Genomic DNA, 19988 nt, shown 5'->3' with positions numbered 1-19988 from the left:
TATATATTTTTTCTATCTTTGTGTAATCGAACAGAACTTTTAAAAAGCGGAACTATGTTAGAAGAAATTTTAGCTTACAACAAGCAATTTGTTGAGAACAAGGGATACGAATCGTATATTACTAATAAATATCCCGATAAGAAAATAGCTATTCTTTCCTGTATGGACACCCGACTGACTGCTTTGCTTCCAGCCGCATTAGGAATTAAGAATGGCGATGTGAAAATGATAAAAAATGCAGGTGGCGTTATTTCCCATCCTTTCGGTAGCGTGATACGTAGTTTACTTGTAGCTATTTTTGAGTTGGGGGTAGAGGAAATAATGGTGATTGCTCATTCTGACTGTGGAGCTTGCCACATGCACAGTGAAGTAATGCTCGAAAAAATGAAAGCACGCGGAATCAATCCGGATTATATTGACATGATGCGTTTCTGCGGAGTTGACTTTCATTCGTGGCTGGATGGCTTCGAAGATACGGAAAAGTCGGTGAGAGGAACGGTAGATTTTATCGTGCGTCATCCTTTGATCCCTTCAGATGTGACAGTCTACGGGTTTATTATTGATTCTACAACCGGGGAATTAACTCGGATTGTATAGATAATTAGATAGATTAGGTAAATAGATAAACTTCTTTTTTAATCCCTTAAATATAGTGACGCTATCCTATCATGATAGTGACGCCATTCCTATTGTATAGTGTCGCTATGTCTGGAGGATAGTGACGCTATTTTGAAGACAAAAAAATAAGGCAGCTTTTTATCGGCTGCCTTTATCTTTCTGCGGTTATATACTTTCTTTGACTGGTGCACTCGTTTGTGACAAATAGGGTGCCCGTACATCTCAATTTCTGCCTCACGGCTGGCTTTACGATTCGCTTTAATGTAATCGTCTTGTGTAATTCGCTTTTTCATAATGAAATTATTTATCTGTGCAAAGATACAATATATTCTTCATTTAGTGGAGTATTTGGCACTCTTTTCATGTCATAGATTCCCTTCTGACAATAGAAATGAAAAAGATACTTTTATTTCCTATTACGCTCGGTTTGCATTATCTTTGCATACATTAATCAAATGAAACCGGAAAATAATATGGAAAATTTCAGTGAATTAATAAAGAACCGTCGTAGTATGCGGAAGTTCACCGATGAAGAGTTGACACAAGATCAGGTCGTTACGTTGATGAAAGCAGCTTTGATGTCTCCCTCTTCCAAACGTAGTAATAGTTGGCAGTTTGTAGTGATTGATGATAAAGAGGTATTGAAAGAATTGTCTCATTGTAAGGAACAGGCTTCTTCATTCATTGCCGACGCTGCTTTGGCAATTGTGGTAATGGCCGATCCGTTGGCCAGTGATGTTTGGATTGAAGATGCTTCTATTGCTTCTATCATGATACAGTTGCAGGCCGAAGATCTCGGCTTGGGAAGCTGCTGGGTGCAGGTCCGCGAACGTTTCACTGCTACCGGAATGCCTTCCGATGAATTTGTTCATGGAATCTTGGGTATTCCTCTGCAACTTCAAATTCTTTCCGTTATTGCTATCGGACATAAAGGGATGGAACGTAAACCTTTCAACGAAGAACATCTTCAATGGGAGAAAATTCACATAAATAAATTCGGAGGAAAATAAATATGGGAGCTGCTAAAGCGAGTAACAGCAAAGATACTTATTTGGCTACTGCTGTTACCTTTATCGTTATCGGAGCACTTTATCTGATTGATAAACTGATTCATTTCTCCACTATTGGACTACCTTGGGTGATGAATAAAGACAATATGTTATTGTATGCTTCGATCTGTTTTCTTATTTTCAAACGCGACAAATCAATTGGTTTTGTGTTACTTGGTCTTTGGCTGGTGATGAATATCAGTCTGGTAATATCATTGCTGGGTTCGTTATCCGGGTATCTGCTGCCATTGACTTTGCTCATTGTCGGCATCATTTTATTCTGGTTTGCAAAACGGTAAGGAAATAATGAAGAGAAGTATAGAAGATACACCGATTGTGTTTATTGGCGCAGGTAATCTGGCTACTAATCTGGCGAAGGCTCTCTATCATAAAGGCTTCCGTATTGTGCAGGTATATAGCCGGACCATGGAATCTGCCCGTACTTTAGCCGAGAAAGTTGAAGCTGAATATACTACAGATTTACAGGAAGTCTCCAAAGATGCCAAATTGTATATTGTATCTTTGAAAGATGCCGCTTTAGTAGATTTGTTGCCGCAGATAACAGAAGGAAAACAGAATTCTTTGTTGGTGCATACCGCGGGAAGTATCCCGATGAGTATTTGGGAAGGGTATGCAGAACGGTATGGAGTATTTTATCCGATGCAGACATTCAGCAAACAACGTGAAGTCAATTTTCAGGAAGTGCCTTTCTTTGTTGAAGCGAAACGACCGGAAGATGTAGAGTTCTTGAAAGCTGTTGCCGCCACTCTTTCGGAGAAAGTTTACGAAGCTTCTTCCGAGCAGCGTAAAAGCCTTCATTTGGCTGCTGTTTTTATCTGCAACTTCACAAATCACATGTATGCATTAGCTGCTGACTTGCTTGAAAAATACAACTTGCCTTTCGATGTCATGCTTCCGCTGATAGACGAAACGGCACGTAAAGTACATGAGCTGGCACCACGTGATGCACAGACCGGACCCGCTGTTCGTTACGATGAGAATGTGATGAACAATCATCTTGCCATGTTGGTAGATTCTCCGACATTGCAGGAAATATATAAACTAATGAGCAAAAGTATCCATGAGCACCATCAACTATGATTTATCCCGTATCAAGGCTTTAGCTTTTGATGTAGACGGAGTATTGAGTTCGACAACCGTACCTTTGCATCCTTCCGGAGAGCCGATGCGTACTGTGAATATCAAAGATGGGTACGCTATCCAGTTGGCTGTGAAAAAAGGACTTCACATAGCCATCATCACCGGTGGCCGTACAGAAGCAGTGCGTATCCGTTTTGAAGGACTGGGAGTGAAGGATCTGTATATGGGATCCGCCGTCAAGATACACGACTATCGTGATTTTCGTGATAAATACGGACTGACCGATGATGAAATTCTCTATATGGGCGATGATGTTCCGGATATTGAAGTGATGCGTGAATGTGGACTTCCATGTTGTCCGAAAGATGCCGTGCCGGAAGTGAAATCCGTAGCAAAGTATATCTCTTATGCAGACGGCGGACGTGGCTGCGGACGTGATGTAGTGGAGCAAGTACTGAAAGCTCATGGTCTGTGGATGGCAGAAGATGCTTTCGGCTGGTGAAATCAACTGGTGACATCAATAAAAAGTATTTTCAACCATAAACCATAAATTATAAATCATAAATCGAATCATGCTTGATAATTTAAAGAAATATCAGATTATACTAGCCTCCAATTCTCCCCGTCGGAAAGAATTGATGTCAGGCTTGGGAGTGGACTATGTAGTCAGAACATTGCCGGATGTAGACGAGTCATATCCGGATACATTGGTTGGTGCTGAAATACCCGAATATATTGCTCGTGAAAAAGCAGATGCCTACCGTACCATGATGCAGCCGGGAGAATTATTGATTACAGCAGATACCATTGTCTGGATGGATGGAAAAGTACTTGGAAAACCGGAAGGTAGGGAAGGGGCCATTGAAATGCTTCGTGCTCTTTCGGGGAAGTCTCATCAGGTTTTCACAGGTGTTTGCTTGACTACTACCGAATGGCAAAAAAGCTTTACCGCTTCTTCCGAAGTATTGTTTGATGTCTTGTCAGAAGATGAAATCCAGTATTATGTCGACCGCTATCAGCCGATGGATAAGGCAGGAGCCTATGGTGTCCAGGAATGGATCGGGTATATCGGTGTGAAATCAATTTCAGGTAGCTTCTATAATATTATGGGACTTCCCATACAGAAGTTGTATGGAGAGTTGAAAAAGTTATAGTAAGGATCCTGAATCTATCTGAATATTTCTACTTACCCCAATAATATGAGAAGGCTGCCTCAAAATAGAAAATGAGGCAGCCTTTTTCTGTATTCTTAAGCAGGGATATTTACTGAATATCCCGAATTGAAAGATGCAGGAGACTATAATAAATCCAACATCAGAGGAATGTCCTCTTCTCGAATCCCTTGTGTGAGAAGAGATTCTTCATCTTTGTGGAACATCTCCAAGAATCTTTCCCGGTTCCCACTAGCTGTAATGGCTTTTCCGTAGAAAACGGCAGCTTTCTGAATATCTCCCATTACCCAGGCCACATGCCCTGCGTTCATATAATCAATAGCCAGCGGCTTTTGTCCAATAATCTTTTCATAATATTTCATCGCCTGTTCATATTTCTGACTGATGAACGAGCACCAACCGATGCCGCGCCATGCCTTTATACAATTGTTCTCGATGAAATCCAATTTGAAGAAATAATTCAGAGCTTCTTCATATTGTCCCAGTTCAGCCAGGCAACTACCGATATAGAAAGTCACATTGGTATCTTCCGGAGCAGCTTCTTCTACCTTTTTATAATAAGTGAGTGCAGCCTGATAGTTTCTGTTTAACCGGTAACAAATAGCCAGGTGGCGATTGTTCCAGATATTATCCGGCTTCAGCGTGTCTGCTTTCAGATAAGCCTGAATAGCTTCTGCATATTTCTTTCTTTTCTGTAATGCATAGCCAAACTTCTGATAATATTCCGCACTTTCTCCTTCGAATCCTCCAATAGACTCCAGTTCTTCATAAATTTCAATAGCCTCGTCCCAACGTTCCTTTGCCAGATAAAAATCGGCAATGGGGAACAATACATCTTCCCAATACAAGATATTGTCGAGTGCAGGAACGTGATGAAGATCGAGCTTCTCTTTAAAAATATCTCTGAACTCACTCTTGCGTACACTAAGTTTGAAGAAACGGTACAAGTCGTGCAGGTATTGGTTACTGACCGTTCCCGGACGTTCATTGAACCTCTTCATTGTTTCAACATTCGATTTCTCTGCCAATTCTGCCACCTGCTGTTCGTTCAACTGACTCAACATCATATCTTGTTGCGACTGTGGCAATTGATGAATCGTGAAAAAGAGCGAGTACTTATCGCTGTTGCTGAAAAAGCCCGATTGAAGAATTAAATCCAGCAGACTGCCTCCCTGATTTCCCGCTTGTTTCATTGCTTTGAGTACATTGGACTGTTGTTTGCTGAATGGATAAAACCAGTTATGCACCTCGCGGAAGAACGGATAATTTTTCAATGCGGCAAAAGTGCTCATATACACATCTGCGCCCTCTAATTGCAATTCGTTCATTTCACGCAATTTATCTCCCAGGCCGGACTTCTCGAACGCATCTTCCCAATCCGGGTTCATATCATTGTTTTCTTCATCGTTTTCTTCAAAACCGAACCGCATATTTTTCATGGAGGAAACATTCTTCAGCATTTCAGGAATAATCTCTTCCCTCATCTTTTTATCAATCTTTTCCGTTTCCTGACACAATAGCATTTGGCGGTAAATACGTGCGACGTCTTCTCTGAATGAAGGTATTTCCTCCATGAGATCTACCCTTTTGATAAGTTCCGGATAAAAAGAAAGACGGCTTCTGTAGATGTGGAAGATAATCATTGTACCTACCAATGCCCGTTGGCTGACGTTGACGTTAGGGTGTTCGTAAGCATTGAGCAGCCACATTATTTTTCGTAAGTCGAAACATTCCATCAAGCTCAATGTGAGGGCACTGACAAATAAGCATAAGTCATCTCCCGGAAGTAATTCCGAGGCAAGCATAGCTTTTGCGTCTTCCTCGTCCTCGGGAGTCCATGCACTGTTTGTCCATGTTCTTATAAACATAAACTTGAGCGTATCTTCATGCCGTCTTAATACTTCATCCATCTTTTCGTCAGACAGTAATCCGCTGACTGCCAAGTCGTCATTAAATGACTCCAATATGTGTAATATTGTTTTGATACCATAGTTCGACAAGTCCGTCGATCTGGGAGTGCGGCGTACCTCATGATAATATCTTGATGAAGCGTTGTCCAACATGAGCAAACGTGATTGGTCGGCAATTCCCCAGGTGTCTGCTACCATTTTTTGATACAGATTCCACCGGTCAGGGTCGTTTGCTCCCTGTTTCATGTATTCCAGCATATATTTGTAGGAAGTCTGCAATTGTTCCAGGCGAGTGCGCAGATCCCAGTCAGGACACTGCCACAGCAAAGATTCCAACTGCATTAAGGCTTCTTTGAGTCTTTTCTCTTCAAGTAAAGTACGTATATATGCGTATTGTTCATTAATCGTTTTTTCGTTCATCATTCTTTAATTATTTATTTTTTCCAATCCAGGTCAAACGTTTCCAGAGACCTTCAAAAGGACCGTGCTTATGGTGTCGGAGCCACCACGAACAAAATACCATTTGTAATAGAACAAAAAGGATGCCAAAAAGGAAACTGTAAGTGATTCCTAAATATCGTCCAAGTTCAAATCCCCAATGATAGAACAAAAGAGAACCGAAAATAGATTGCCCGAGGTAGTTCGTTAAACTCATTTTACCATAAGATGTGAAACGCATAAAGAAACTGCGGTCTTTCACACGGTAGAAAGTCAGCAGTAATCCTGTTACCAGCAATACCATGAAGCTAAGGCTACTGAATGAACTTAATATCAATTGCAAGGGAACAAGGATGGCACTTCGTTCGATGAATTCCGGCAGCATATTGTTCAATCCGTAGATGGGGAAGAAGCAGAGAAGCGAAACGGCCAATGCCTTTAACCACAGGCGTTCGTTCTGTTCGCTGTACAGGAAATATTTGCGGCGACCGACAAGCATTCCGAATAAGAATAACCCCGGTGTCTGTAAGATACGTCCATGTTCCAGTGCCCAGGTCATATTGGCCAGTTGTCCTTCCCACATATTCATGCGGACTGTTTCGAGGAAAGTTCCGTTCTTTTGTACGTCGAAAGCAATGCTGAAATAATAACCTGCCAAACTTTTTCCTGCCACATAGTCAGGATTACACAAAGCATAAATCAATTTCACCCAATCGATAGGTTGTAAAATTAGTAAAGTAGCGAAGATGACAACCGTGCGGTCGCTCATCCGGCAGAATATCGGAAGGATAATTCCTAAAATCGCATACATAGTCAATATTTCACCGGTAAAGAAAGCGGCATTGAACTGTCCTATCATGAAGAGAATGAATAATCTCCATAAAAAACGCAAGCGGAAATCTTTCCCTCTCCGTTGTTGGTTGTTGTCCTGAATGTAGAAACTAAAACCGAAGAGCAGGGCAAACACAGCGTATGCTTTGTTACTGAATGTGAAGAATAACCCTCTCCAAATAGCCTGATCGGTAAATTTCATCCATTCAAAAGGTACTTCTTCTGGGAAAGAGTAGAAATTAAAATGTTCAATACTGTGTAAGAGAATAATTCCCATTACTGCTAATCCTCTTAATACGTCGGCCACGTCTATTCGGGCGTTGGTTTCCGCGATTTTGTGTTCCATGATTTCTTCGTTTCTGTTATTTATAAGGTTGATATTCTATAATTATTTGATTCCGCTGTTTTATACTGTTACTCCAGCCCTAATACCGGATGCTAATACTTAATACTTGATACTTAATTGATACTTAATTTAAAACCTTACCTGCACCTGTGCCTGTATCAGATTGGAGTCTTTTTGTCCGTCTCCTTTCTTGTCGCAAAAGGTATATTGTGCTTGTAAGCGGCATCTAGGGTAGAACCAGTATTGTACGCCTGCAATATAGTTATTCTGTTTGAAATCAGCAGCTTTGTTCGGGTTGAAATAATCGAACGAAGCGATGAAATCGAAATTCCGGGCGAAGCGTACACTGCCTGTTGCATAGAAACCTTCGCTTTTCACACTCCGGTCTTTTCCGGCAAGATATTCCGTGCGCAGATTAAAGGTGGAAGTGGTGACAACCCCTCCTGCACTCCAGCGTTTCTTGGCGTAATTTTCTCCGGCTTTAATTCCGGTATATTCCGAATCTGCTATGGCATGTCCTGTTCCGCGGATAAACGAACCACCTACGGATAACCATTTCAGCGGATTAACCATCAAGTTACCGACTACATCTTTTTGACTGTTTTTGTCTTTGGTGTTCAATCCCTGTCCGTTCATTACAGCCACTTTGTATTGCAGGAAGTCGCGAAATAATTTTCCGTGAAGCATCATACCGATATCCCGTCCGGACGTCATTCCGTAACACTTATCGCTGCCGCTTACTCCCGCCAGATAACAAACCGACTGCGAATAACAATTGATGAGTTCTACTGTGGTAGGAGATAATTCATTTTCTATGGTATAAGGAACCTTGAATTCACCGATACGTGCCGTAAGTCCGGGGAGAAACTGATAATCGGTATACACTTCGAGTAACATGCCCCCATTGTAGAAGTCATACATAAAATCACAAGTCCACCGTTTGGTGATCTTTCCGTGTGCCATGAAAATGATTCGTTTGATGTCGAATGTATTGTCCGGGTTCGCTGCATCGTCATAAGTATATCCCAATTGGGCATATCCGGAGAGACTAATCCGTTCTTTCAGTGTGTTGACAACTTGATTTAGTGGTGTCTGCTCCTGTGCCAGGAGAGGATTTTGCATACCTGTAATGCATAATACAAAGGTTAAGAGTTGGAGTAGTGTTTTTCGCATGAGTTAGTTGTTATTTGATTTTGATTATGGTTGATACTGTATTATGGTTGATACTGTGGGGATATACGTTGTGTCAATCAGATTCTTTTCAGAGTAGGTTTCGGGGATTCGGTGGTTTTCTTTCAACCACTGTATAGCTTTATCTATCCCTTCAGCCGAAGGGCGTTTTGCTTTTTGATAATTGGGGAGGGCGACGAGTCCTGTCAGATTTTCCGGTACACCTATTTCTATCAGCACTTGCTCCCATTCCTTCTGGGGATGCATTTTTATATAATCTACTCCCAGATTATAACCTGTGATGAGTAGTTCGATTTCTTTTCTTTTTTCGTTGAGCGCTTTTCGTGAGAAAGCGGTAGCCGTAAAATCAATGCCCAATTCCTGTGTACTTACCAATGAACGATGCTGGCTGTTCATGGCGATGGATGCGGCAGGGTCGGGCAGGAAAGAGGCGTCAATCTGATTGTACTGCAACATTTGCAGTCGGAGAGGAAGCTGGCCGATTTCCGGCATATTCATTTCTGAAAGACTGATTCCGGCTTTGCTTAATAACTGGTCGGTAGCATATTCGATAACTGTGTTGCGTGACACAGCAATATTCTTTTCCTTGAGCTGTTCCAGTTGATTGATATTACTTTCTTTAGAGACAATGAAGCAGAAATAACCATCATTTTTCAGGACGAACCCTAAATCTGCATGATGGATAGCTTGCAGCACTACTGCGCTGGGATAGTCGGTAATCATGCCATCCATTTTCCCGGTCTGGAAAGCAGCGTCCCGGTTGTTGGCAGAGTTGAATGAAAGAATAGTCAGGTTCAGCCCTAATGAATCGTAGATACCTTGTGTTTTAGCTATATGGAAAGGGAGTCCGTCCAGTGTAGGCATCATGCCCAGGGTGAGTGGTTGCAGTTCGGTTAGAGGTAAAAAAGAGCTGTCTCCTTTTTTACTCTGACAGGAGTAAAGGAAGAGAAGGATGAACCAAAAGAGTAGTATCGGTCTTTTCATACCTCGTTTTTGTAAATAAGAGGAACTCCGTTTTTTATAAATAAGGGCAACTCTTTTCACAAAGAACTGCCCTCTTATCATTAACTATTTAAAAAATTAACTAATTATCTAGTTCTATTATTCTTGAATAGCAGCGATACCCGGAAGAACTTTTCCTTCGATTGCTTCGAGCAATGCGCCACCACCGGTTGAAACGTAAGATACACCGCTAGCCAAACCGAACTTGTTAACACAAGCTACAGAGTCGCCACCACCCACAAGTGAGAATGCGCCGTTCTTAGTTGCTTCAACGATTGCTTCACCTACTGCACGTGAGCCGTGAGTGAAGTTGTCAAATTCGAATACGCCTGTAGGACCGTTCCAAAGAATAGTCTTAGATTCTTTGATAACGTTAGCGAAGATTTCTTCAGTCTTAGGACCGATGTCAAGACCTTCCCATCCGTCAGGAATTTCGTCAACAGCACAGAATTTAGTATTTGCATCGTTAGAGAATGCGTCAGCATCTTAGCGTCAACAGCCAATACCAGGTTTACACCTTTTTCTTTTGCTTTCTTCATCAAATCCAAAGCCAGGTCAAGTTTGTCGTCCTCACAGATAGAGATACCGATTTTACCACCCATAGCCTTAGTAAATGTATAAGTCATACCACCGGCGATGATTAAGTTGTCTACCTTGCTCAACAGGTTTTCGATGATTTCGATTTTAGAAGAAACTTTAGAACCACCCATGATAGCAGTGAACGGACGTTTGATGTCGTTCAATACTTTGTCAACGGCTTTCACTTCTTTTTCCATCAGGTAACCGAACATCTTGTTGTTTACATCGAAATATTTAGCGATCAATGCTGTAGAAGCGTGTGCACGGTGAGCAGTACCAAATGCGTCGTTTACGTAGCAGTCAGCGTAAGAAGCCAATTTCTTAGTAAATTCTTTCTGGCTTTCTTTTACTGCTTTCTTGGCAGCAGCTTTTTCTTCGTCAGTTGCATCTTCAGCCAAACCTCTTGGTTTGCCTTCTTCTTCAGCATAGAAGCGAAGATTTTCGAGCAACAGCACTTCTCCCGGTTGCAGAGCAGCAGCTTTTACAGCAGCTTCTTCGCCCATGCAGTCGTTAGCGAACTGAACTTCAACGCCCAGCAATTCAGACAGATGCTTGATGATATGTTTCAAAGAGAATTTATCGGCAACGCCTTTCGGACGGCCCAGGTGAGAGCCAATGATGATGCTTCCGCCGTCTGCCAGGATCTTCTTCAAAGTAGGAAGAGCTGCACGCATACGAGTGTCATCTGTAATGTTGAAGTTTTCGTCCAGGGGTACATTGAAGTCCACGCGAACAAATGCCTTTTTACCGGCAAAATTGAATTTGTCAATTGTCTGCATAATACTCTATTTTTATTTAAAAGTGTTTTTAAAATTCTTCTTTTAGAACGACCGCAAAGTTACTATTTATTTCGGTTCCTTGCTATTAAATCGTTATTTATTCTTGGCTTTTGGTTCCTCTTTTGTAACTTTATAGGTGTTACAGAAATATTTGCACATCATTTGCAAACCACAGGTGTCACATTTGGGAGTGCGTGCCTGACAAACATAACGACCGTGCAGAATGAGCCAATGGTGGGCAATCGGTATGAGTTTTTCCGGAATATTCTTCACCAATTCTTTTTCCACACTGAACGGGGTAGTGCAACTATCCGGCACCAGTCCGATGCGATGGCTGACACGGAATACGTGTGTATCTACCGCCATTGCAGCCTTATTAAACACAACCGACTGGATGACATTGGCTGTTTTTCTTCCTACACCGGGCAACTTTATCAAATCATCCAGATTGTCGGGCACCTGACTATTGAAGTCATTCACCAGCATCTTTGCCATACCGACCAGATGTTTGGCTTTGTTGTTCGGATAGGACACACTTCGTATATATTCGAAAATAACTTCCGGCGTAGTGGCTGCCAGCGCTTCCGGAGTCGGAAAATCTTTATACAAAGGGGGAGTGATCATATTCACCCGTTTGTCCGTACATTGTGCAGAAAGAATAACAGCGATCAGCAACTCATACGGATTGTTGTAATGCAGTTCGGTCTCGGCTACAGGTACATTGTCTTGAAACCAGGCGATTACTTTCTCATAACGTTCTTTCTTTCTCATCGTAGCTTATTTTTATGGTAATGAGGCGTCACTTTTAGTTTGAAATAGAGGGCGGAAACTACTGTCAGGCAGGCTCCGAAAAGATAAGCCTTATCAAATGTACTAATTTCTGCGATATATCCACCGGTCAGCATACCGATACCGATTCCTACGTCCCAAGAGGTAAGATAGGTGGAAGTGGCTGTTCCCCGCTGGCTATTGGGGGCAAGGTTGACAAACAACGTATTAAATGCCGGAAACATGATTCCAAATCCGACCCCCATCAACAATGCGATACCAAAAAACAGGATGTTGCAAACGGTATCATTCCATTGAATCAGATATACACAGGCTGAAAGCAGGAAGAAACTGCAAACAACCAGGTATAATCCGGCTATTATTACTTGTGTTATCTTTCCGCGATCCACCAGTTTTCCCGAAAAGATGCGGGAGATTGCCATGCCGACAGCCATAAAGGTAAAGAAGAATCCGGTTTGCGTGTTCAATCCTATTTGGCGGGCATACATGGCGACATAGTTGGTTGTCATTCCGTAAGGGATGGAAAGTAACAATAGGCTAAATCCGGCTGGCAATCCTTTCATCAAAATAAAACGGTCGAGTGAAATCGGTTCACGTTTCACAGGAGGTTTATAGGGCGTTTTTACCAGACTGGCACATAGAAAACCCAAAATGCAGGAACCGAATGCGTAACAGAAGATCGTAGCAAAAGAGACTCCTGCATCGTGCAGAAACAGTCCGAACATCGGCCCGATGGACATAGCTGTATTGTTGGTAAGCCCGTAATAGCCTAAACCTTCTCCACGGCGGGAAGATGGCATAATGTCTATCACTACCGTGTTTCCTCCTACTGTAACCATTCCGAAAGAGATGCCATGAATGATTCGGAATATAATAAATAAGGTAAGGGAGCCGGCTATTAAATATCCACCGAACATCATCATAAAGATGAAGTAAGCAAACAGATAAAGAGGTTTACGGGCAAACGTGTCGAGCAGATAACCGGAAAACGGACGGATGCAGAGAGCGGCTACCGTATAGCAGGAAAGTACAATGCCAATAGTGGAATTTCCAGTTTGGAAGAATTCTGATAAATAGAACGGCAAAACAGGAATCAACAACCAAAAGCCGAAGTAGAGCAGGAAGTTGGCTGCCAAGATGAAACAATAACTGGGAGTAATGAGTCTATCCTTTGCCATTGGAATTATTTACGATTAGACGATTTACTATTTACGATTGGGAGTGCCCATTCGGATAGTGAAAATATAGAGTGATTGAAAATTTACGATTTACGAGAGACGTTACCATCAATCGTAAATCGTAAATTGTCCAATCGTAAATTAATATGCCGCTTCGAATTCTTTCAGGAAGCGAGTATCATTTTCAGAGAACATACGGAGGTCTTTCACCTGATATTTCAGGTTTGTGATACGCTCGATACCCATACCGAGAGCATAACCGCTGTATATTTTGCTGTCTATACCGTTAGATTCAAGTACGTTCGGGTCTACCATACCGCAACCGAGGATTTCTACCCAGCCGGTGTGTTTACAGAACGGACAACCTTTACCGCCGCAGATATTACAGCTGATGTCCATTTCCGCACTAGGTTCAGTGAACGGGAAGTAAGACGGACGCAGACGAATCTTTGTATCAGCACCGAACATTCTTTAGCGAAAAGCAACAATACTTGTTTCAAGTCGGTGAACGATACGTTTTTGTCTACATACAACGCTTCTACCTGATGGAAGAAACAGTGTGCGCGATAGCTGATTGCTTCGTTACGATACACACGTCCCGGACAGATGATGCGGATAGGAGGTTGTGAAGTTTCCATCACACGGGTCTGTACGGAAGAAGTATGCGTGCGCAATACTACGTCCGGGTGAGCTTCGATAAAGAAAGTGTCCTGCATATCGCGTGCCGGATGATCTTCGGCAAAGTTCAGTGCCGAGAATACATGCCAGTCATCTTCAATTTCCGGACCTTCGGCGATGCTGAATCCCAGGCGGGCAAAGATATCGATGATTTCGTTCTTTACAATGGTGAGCGGGTGGCGTGTACCAAGTTCCACGGGATAAGCCGAACGCGTCAAATCCAATCCGTCACAATCATTGTCCTGACTTTCAAACAATTCTTTCAGCGCGTTGATTTTGTCCTGCGCTTTTGTTTTCAGTTCATTCAGTCTCATGCCGACTTCTTTTTTCTGATCGGCAGCTACATTACGGAAATCTGCCATTAAGTCGTTAATGGCTCCCTTCTTACTTAGGTATTTAATGCGGAGAGCTTCGAGTTCTTCGGCATTGGAGGCGTGTAAGGCTTCCACCTCTTTCAGAAGTTGTTCAATCTTAGCTATCATATTTTCGATGTATTGTTATTCAGTTTCTTAGTAAAAACCGTGCAAAGATATAATTTTATCACGAACCATCGAAATAATTTGTATCTTTGTTGCCGATATGTACCGAAAATCCGGCAACTTATGAAAAAGATTGTTTTCTGTCTTCTGCTTTTAACCTTTTCTTTTCGCCTGGCGGCCCAGATTGACTATTTGGAGCCGGTGAAACCTTTTTCTTCTTATACAGGCGAGTTAGGCGAATATTACCGTAGTGTGTTTTCTTTACTTAATACTGGCTTTCAGAAACAGCCATACGCGCGTTTCGCAGCTATTCCTTCCTTTTCGCCGGAGTATGCAATGTCGGTAGAAAGGAAAAACGGGCGTTATACGCTGATTTCGAATACACTATCCCGTACCTATTGGCAAGCGGAGAAGGGGACAGTGACGGTGGATACTAAATCGGTTGTCATCAGTGCTTCCCTGTATCAGTCTTTAGGGGCCATCTTTCGTTTGGTGACAGAGCAGGTGCAGGATCTGGATGGTTCTACGGCTGGTTTAGATGGAATTGTCTATTACTTTTCTTCTACGGACGCAAAAGGCAAAGAACGGATGGGACGAAAATGGTCGCCGGAAAAAGGAACGTTGATGGAACGTCTTGTATTGGTTTGTCAGTCGGCATATATGTTATCCCGGGGAGAGAATATTTTGGAACAGACATTGGCGGAAGAGGCTGCTTCTCTATTGAAAGCATTGCAACAGCGTAGTAAGGAAGAACCGGATGCTTATAAACAACCGATGTATGTTGGAATTTATCCGGTAGGTCCCCGTGCAAAGACGCTTTCCGGAAGGCAGGTGGAAGAACCTGCTCATTTCTCTGCGATGAGTCCGGAAGAATATATTGCCAATGAAATGGTTTATCCGGCAGGACTTTTAGAGAAGAATGTTTCGGGTTATGCTTTATGTGAGTTTACTATTGATAAGGAAGGGGTTATCCTTCGTCCTCATATTCTACGTTCCACTCATCCGGAATTTGCAGAGGAGGCTCTCCGCATTGTTAAAGGGATGCCGAAATGGTCCCCTGCATTGGCGGGAGGAAAGCCGGCGGATAGTAATTATACTCTTTATATTCCTTTCCGTCCGCAACTTTATCGGAATAAATAAGCAACTTTGCATCCAAAGTCCGATTAATAAAAAAGAGATATTGCATTTATAACTTGAACTTAGGCAGCCTCTCTCTAATAAATAAAAAAATAAATTTGCTGTCATCTGTCACAGATTGCAACTTAACTGTTTGATTATGAAAAGTTAATGGCGTGACAGCAACGTGGTGACAGCACTGTGACGGCAATAGTGCTGTCACTGCAAAGCCAAGGAGAAATAAACGCACTACAAAGGTGTGATAGAGGTGCATACCCGAATCAAGTAAAAATCACAGATGAAGTTTCATTACCTAAATAGTATTAACTACAGGCAGATTGGCTATTCTATTTATTACCCTTGTACTTACGGGACGGGATCTGCCTTGTGACTGATAGTTTCAAGCCTTGAAACTATTTGTTCATCGGCTTGAAACTACAGTTTCGTAGGCTTGAAACTTTTATTTCTCTTGCTTGGAACTATTAGTTTCTTACTGATGAAACTATAGTTTCACGCCGATGGAACTGTAGTTTCTCGCCGATGAAACAACCTTTACTCTGTAAGCTGGATTATGTTGGAGTACTTTTGATAGTATAATAACATGATTGATTTCTTCAAAAATCATTAAAACAGAAAACTTTTCTTCGTTTGTATTGTCTTATAGCCATAAACTTTTAAAACGAGAACTTATGAATGATATGATTAACAGGCATGATTCGATAGCCGAAGAAAATATCGAACCGAATGATCGTCCGGCCAAGGACCAGTTTGAAGAATGGAGCGGTGAGGTTGCCGACCGTGCCGATGATGTATTCAAGAATGACAAGAAAGACGGTCCTATTAAAGACCGCGAGAAACGTATAAAAGAAATGGACGAAGTGATAAAAAAGGACCTTGAGTAAAGGTCCTTTTCTTTTTTTCTTTAGTTTGCCGGAGTAACGATAGGTTCTTTGATAAAAATACTCCCTATCTCAATTGTTTTGTCATCAAATACATCTAGTCTAATATTTATCGATTCCTTTTCGGAAAGACTTATGAATTTTCCTTGAATATAATACTTCTGATTATCAATAAGATTGGAGGCTTCTTCCTCATCTAAAGCCGTTATAATTCTGAAAGAAATATTATACTTTCCGGTTTTTTGAAGGCTGCTACAGGTAAAGGATATAAGATATTTATATCCTTTATTATCAGTACTTTTAACTTTATCCATAGAAGCGAATTTGACTGCTATATCAGAAAGGAAATCAGGGTTATTCTCAAGTTCCTTTTCTAACAAAGAACGCAATTCTTTTCCTGCTTTTTTTCTTTGGATGTCATTGTTGAAACAATTAGGATGTTTAGACATATATGCGTCTAAAAAAGCATTTATTTTTTCTCCATCAGCGTTCCCTTCTTCTAGCATTGCGTTTACTGCTGCTATGCTATCATTGAGGCGTATATCATAGTCTGCATTGTTTGATTGTGTTGTTTTTGAAGACTTGTTCCCGTAGCAGGAAATTAAGCATGGGATGATTAGAAGAATAGTGACAAATTTTGTGATTTTCATGTCCAGTACACTATTAAAGTTCAAAGTTGGGAGAGAAAAAAGTGGAGCGTATCGGACTCGAACCGATCACCTTAACACTGCCAGTGTTACGCTCTAGCCAGATGAGCTAACGCCCCTTTTTTGTCTTATATGATAACGTTTGTAAACGAATCTTTTTTTTGTTGCCGCAAATATAATGCATTATTCTGAAATAATTGCTATGTTTGCGGTAAATAATAGTATGAAATTAAGATATGCTGATTTATAATACAACTTTTCAAGTGGACGATGACGTTCACGACAATTTCATGATTTGGATAAAAGAGAGTTATATCCCTGAAGTACAGAAACACGGTGCGTTGAAGGCACCGCGTATTTGCCGGATATTGAGTCATCGGGAAGAAGGAAGTGCGTATTCTTTGCAATGGGAGGTAGAAAGCAGTGGGTTATTACATCGCTGGCATTTGGAACAGGGGGTGCGACTGAATGACGAACTGGTAAAAATATTTAAAGATAAAGTGATCGGATTTCCGACCTTGATGGAGGTGATAGAGTGATTCAACCGGTAAAAGAAAAGATAATCCTGGGGATTGACCCCGGTACGACAATCATGGGATACGGGGTTCTAAGGGTGAGGGGAACCAAGCCCGAAATGATTGCGATGGGGATTATCGACTTACGTAAATTTGCCAATCACTATCTGAAACTTCGTCATATCCATGAACGGGTATTGAGTATTATTGAAAGTTATCTACCGGATGAGTTGGCTATTGAAGCACCTTTCTTCGGAAAAAATGTGCAATCGATGTTGAAGTTAGGTCGTGCACAAGGGGTAGCAATGGCAGTAGCGTTGAGCCGGGATATTCCAATCACCGAATATGCCCCTTTGAAGATAAAAATGGCTATCACCGGAAACGGGCAGGCATCAAAAGAACAAGTGGCGGATATGCTGCAAAGGATGCTACGGTTCTCAAAAGATGATATGCCTACTTTTATGGATGCAACAGATGGTTTGGCAGCGGCTTATTGTCATTTCCTGCAAATGGGGCGACCGGCAATGGAAAAAGGGTATAGTAGTTGGAAGGATTTTATAGCGAAGAATCCGGATAAGGTGAAATAAAGCATTTAATTTTATGGGGGGATAGATATGGTGTGTAGCATAGGGGGAGGTTTAGAATGAAGATAGGAAATAATTATTTAGCGATATTGGGTGTGACTACAGTGACAACAGTGATGAGTTGTTCCCCAACGAAGAAGGAATATACTTCTTTTGAATTATATCCGGTTCGTATGGGAAGCCTTACAGAGATGGAATATACGCCGTTGGCAACCAAATTTTTCCTTTGGTCACCGACTGCAGAAGAGGTGCGCCTGATGCTTTATGATGCCGGAGAAGGCGGACATGCTTACGAAACAGTAAAGATGGAACTCGGTGAGAATGGAACCTGGACGACATCCGTAGATAAGGATCTGCTCGGCAAATACTATGCTTTCAATGTAAAAATCAACGATAAATGGCAGGGCGACACGCCGGGGATTAATGCTCACGCTGTAGGAGTGAACGGAAAGCGTGCAGCTATCATCGACTGGAAGACTACCAATCCGGAGGGGTGGGAGAATGACCGACGTCCTTCTCTGAAATCTCCTGCTGATATGATTATCTATGAAATGCATCATCGTGACTTCTCTGTCGACTCTACTTCGGGAATAAAAAATAAGGGCAAATACCTTGCACTGACTGAACATGGGACGGTGAATTCCGGCAATCAACCAACAGGTATCGACCATCTGGTAGAGCTGGGAGTGACACATGTGCATCTTCTTCCTTCTTCTGATTATGCTTCTATCGACGAAACAAAATTAGATGAAAATCACTATAACTGGGGATATGATCCGGCGAATTATAATGTACCGGATGGTTCTTATTCAACTGATCCTTATCAGCCTGCTGTTCGCGTGAAAGAGTTCAAACAGATGGTACAAGCGTTGCATAGAGCTGGAATACGCGTGATAATGGATGTGGTTTACAATCACACTTTTAATACACTTGAAAGTAATTTTGAACGTACCGTTCCCGGCTATTTTTACCGTCAGAAAGAGGATGGCACATTGGCAAATGGTTCAGGGTGTGGCAATGAAACAGCAAGTGAACGGTCTATGATGCGTAAGTTCATGATAGAGTCTGTTCTTTATTGGATAAAAGAATATCATATTGACGGCTTCCGCTTTGACTTGATGGGGGTGCATGATATTGAAACAATGAACGAGATTCGAAAGGCTGTCAACAAAGTCGATCCTATTATTTGTATCTATGGAGAAGGTTGGGCGGCTGAAGCTCCTCAATATCCGGCAGATTCATTGGCGATGAAAGGGAATATTTCCCAGATGCCTGGAATTGCGGTATTCTCGGACGAATTACGTGACGGGCTTTGCGGTCCTGTATGGGAGAAGGACAAAGGAGCTTTCCTTGTCGGAGTGCCGGGGGGAGAAATGAGCGTAAAATTCGGAATTGTTGGAGCTATTAAGCATCCGCAAGTACGCTGTGATTCCGTAAATTATAGTCAGAAGCCGTGGGCGGAACAGCCTACCCAGATGGTTAGCTATGTTTCCTGTCATGATGGTTTGTGTCTTGTAGACCGATTGAAGGCAAGCATGCCGGGAGCTACTCCCGAACAGTTGGTTCGACTTGATAAGCTGGCACAAACGGTAGTCTTAACTTCACAGGGAATTCCTTTTATCTATGCAGGTGAAGAAGTGATGCGTGATAAACAAGGGATAGACAATAGTTATAAGAGTCCGGATGCCATCAATGCCATTGACTGGAGACGCAAAACGACAAACGGAGATATTTTCACGTACTATAAACGACTCATTGATCTTCGTAAGTCTCATCCGGCTTTCCGTATGGGAAATGCAGAAATGGTCCGGAAGCATCTGGAGTTCCTTCCGGTTGAAGGGCAAAACCTGATTGCGTTTCGCCTCAAAGAGCGTGCGAATGGAGATAGCTGGGAAGATATTATCGTAGCCTTTAATTCCCGTACGACTCCTGCACGACTGGAAATTCCTGTTGGTAAATATACGGTAGTATGTAAAGATGGAGTGATAGATGTGCGTGGATTGGGTACGCAAACCGGACCGGAGGTGATTGTTCCCGGTCAGTCTGCGTTGATTATGTACAAGTAGTTTTTTTCTGTTTACTACAAT

The 19988-nt window shown here is 42.1% G+C and carries 19 protein-coding genes, 1 tRNA gene and 2 pseudogenes; 11 read left to right on the top strand and 11 right to left on the bottom strand.

Annotation, left to right across the window (positions count from 1 at the left end):
- The first annotated feature begins 54 nt into the window (after positions 1–54).
- Positions 55–597 carry a carbonic anhydrase gene (locus tag DXA05_RS09845; protein WP_004300877.1) on the top strand — a complete coding sequence of 181 codons (543 nt, stop codon included), beginning with the start codon at positions 55–57 and terminating at the stop codon, positions 595–597.
- 89 nt (positions 598–686) lie between these two features.
- Here DXA05_RS09845 and DXA05_RS09840 read toward each other — a convergent pair whose 3' ends face one another.
- The gene (locus DXA05_RS09840; RefSeq protein ID WP_008026002.1) at positions 687–911 is read right to left on the bottom strand and encodes a hypothetical protein; all 225 of its coding nucleotides are present in this window, start codon (positions 909–911) and stop codon (positions 687–689) included.
- Between the two features lie 180 nt (positions 912–1091).
- Between DXA05_RS09840 and DXA05_RS09835 the strand changes: the two genes are divergently transcribed.
- From DXA05_RS09835 to DXA05_RS09815, 5 genes are all read left to right on the top strand, one after another.
- Positions 1092–1628 (top strand): nitroreductase family protein, encoded by a 537-nt coding sequence (locus DXA05_RS09835; protein ID WP_008771322.1) that lies wholly within the window; start codon positions 1092–1094, stop codon positions 1626–1628.
- A gap of 2 nt (positions 1629–1630) precedes the next feature.
- Positions 1631–1966 (top strand): hypothetical protein, encoded by a 336-nt coding sequence (locus tag DXA05_RS09830; protein WP_004314220.1) that lies wholly within the window; start codon positions 1631–1633, stop codon positions 1964–1966.
- 7 nt (positions 1967–1973) lie between these two features.
- Positions 1974–2768 carry a Rossmann-like and DUF2520 domain-containing protein gene (locus tag DXA05_RS09825; protein ID WP_128859121.1) on the top strand — a complete coding sequence of 265 codons (795 nt, stop codon included), beginning with the start codon at positions 1974–1976 and terminating at the stop codon, positions 2766–2768.
- Complete coding sequence (locus DXA05_RS09820) at positions 2749–3270, top strand: HAD-IIIA family hydrolase (protein ID WP_008026011.1); 522 nt, start codon at positions 2749–2751, stop codon at positions 3268–3270. Before DXA05_RS09825 ends, DXA05_RS09820 begins: the two co-directional genes overlap by 20 nt.
- 70 nt (positions 3271–3340) lie before the next feature.
- Positions 3341–3922 carry a Maf-like protein gene (locus tag DXA05_RS09815; protein ID WP_128859120.1) on the top strand — a complete coding sequence of 194 codons (582 nt, stop codon included), beginning with the start codon at positions 3341–3343 and terminating at the stop codon, positions 3920–3922.
- 143 nt (positions 3923–4065) lie between these two features.
- On the opposite strand, the gene DXA05_RS09810 is transcribed toward DXA05_RS09815, so the two are convergent.
- The 8 genes and pseudogenes from DXA05_RS09810 to pheS all read right to left on the bottom strand — a co-directional run bounded on the left by DXA05_RS09810 (position 4066) and on the right by pheS (position 14143).
- Positions 4066–6273, bottom strand: a complete 2208-nt coding sequence (locus tag DXA05_RS09810; protein ID WP_256145408.1) for a tetratricopeptide repeat protein — start codon at positions 6271–6273, stop codon at positions 4066–4068.
- Between the two features lie 7 nt (positions 6274–6280).
- Positions 6281–7465: a DUF418 domain-containing protein gene (locus DXA05_RS09805; RefSeq protein ID WP_004314226.1), complete on the bottom strand. Its 1185-nt coding sequence runs from the start codon at positions 7463–7465 to the stop codon at positions 6281–6283.
- Between the two features lie 129 nt (positions 7466–7594).
- Entirely contained in the window at positions 7595–8638 is a 1044-nt protein-coding gene (locus DXA05_RS09800) for a porin (protein ID WP_049703497.1), read from the bottom strand.
- 24 nt (positions 8639–8662) lie between these two features.
- Positions 8663–9640, bottom strand: coding sequence for a MetQ/NlpA family ABC transporter substrate-binding protein (locus DXA05_RS09795; protein ID WP_128859119.1), 978 nt, complete (start codon positions 9638–9640; stop codon positions 8663–8665).
- Between the two features lie 117 nt (positions 9641–9757).
- A pseudogene (locus tag DXA05_RS09790) lies at positions 9758–11016 on the bottom strand (phosphoglycerate kinase).
- A gap of 93 nt (positions 11017–11109) precedes the next feature.
- Complete coding sequence (nth, locus tag DXA05_RS09785; RefSeq protein ID WP_118407267.1) at positions 11110–11787, bottom strand: endonuclease III; 678 nt, start codon at positions 11785–11787, stop codon at positions 11110–11112.
- Entirely contained in the window at positions 11784–12983 is a 1200-nt protein-coding gene (locus DXA05_RS09780) for an MFS transporter (RefSeq protein WP_049703500.1), read from the bottom strand. Before DXA05_RS09780 ends, nth begins: the two co-directional genes overlap by 4 nt.
- Before the next feature lie 141 nt (positions 12984–13124).
- Positions 13125–14143 (bottom strand): annotated as a pseudogene (gene pheS, locus DXA05_RS09775) (phenylalanine--tRNA ligase subunit alpha).
- Between the two features lie 120 nt (positions 14144–14263).
- Here pheS and DXA05_RS09770 point away from each other — a divergent pair.
- On the top strand, positions 14264–15280 hold the full coding sequence (locus tag DXA05_RS09770; RefSeq protein ID WP_055236113.1) for an energy transducer TonB: 1017 nt from the start codon (positions 14264–14266) through the stop codon (positions 15278–15280).
- 665 nt (positions 15281–15945) lie between these two features.
- Positions 15946–16158 carry a hypothetical protein gene (locus DXA05_RS09765; protein WP_117683591.1) on the top strand — a complete coding sequence of 71 codons (213 nt, stop codon included), beginning with the start codon at positions 15946–15948 and terminating at the stop codon, positions 16156–16158.
- Between the two features lie 20 nt (positions 16159–16178).
- Here DXA05_RS09765 and DXA05_RS09760 read toward each other — a convergent pair whose 3' ends face one another.
- Together DXA05_RS09760 and DXA05_RS09755 are read right to left on the bottom strand one after the other, a co-directional pair.
- Positions 16179–16805, bottom strand: a complete 627-nt coding sequence (locus DXA05_RS09760; RefSeq protein WP_128859118.1) for a hypothetical protein — start codon at positions 16803–16805, stop codon at positions 16179–16181.
- Between the two features lie 42 nt (positions 16806–16847).
- Positions 16848–16921, bottom strand: a tRNA-Ala gene (locus DXA05_RS09755).
- Between the two features lie 117 nt (positions 16922–17038).
- Here DXA05_RS09755 and DXA05_RS09750 point away from each other — a divergent pair.
- The 3 genes from DXA05_RS09750 to pulA are packed head-to-tail and all read left to right on the top strand — an operon-like array spanning position 17039 to position 19967.
- Positions 17039–17341: a DUF4286 family protein gene (locus DXA05_RS09750; RefSeq protein ID WP_004312687.1), complete on the top strand. Its 303-nt coding sequence runs from the start codon at positions 17039–17041 to the stop codon at positions 17339–17341.
- On the top strand, positions 17338–17904 hold the full coding sequence (ruvC, locus tag DXA05_RS09745) for a crossover junction endodeoxyribonuclease RuvC (protein WP_004312686.1): 567 nt from the start codon (positions 17338–17340) through the stop codon (positions 17902–17904). Before DXA05_RS09750 ends, ruvC begins: the two co-directional genes overlap by 4 nt.
- Positions 17905–17960: 56 nt before the next feature.
- The gene (pulA, locus tag DXA05_RS09740) at positions 17961–19967 is read left to right on the top strand and encodes a type I pullulanase (protein ID WP_128859117.1); all 2007 of its coding nucleotides are present in this window, start codon (positions 17961–17963) and stop codon (positions 19965–19967) included.
- The last annotated feature ends 21 nt before the right edge of the window (positions 19968–19988 follow it).

This window comes from Bacteroides sp. AM54-2NS (assembly GCF_003602935.1).
Classification (GTDB): domain Bacteria; phylum Bacteroidota; class Bacteroidia; order Bacteroidales; family Bacteroidaceae; genus Bacteroides; species Bacteroides xylanisolvens.
The sequence above is the reverse complement of the archived record's forward strand: the minus strand, read 5'-3'. Positions and strand labels throughout refer to the sequence as shown.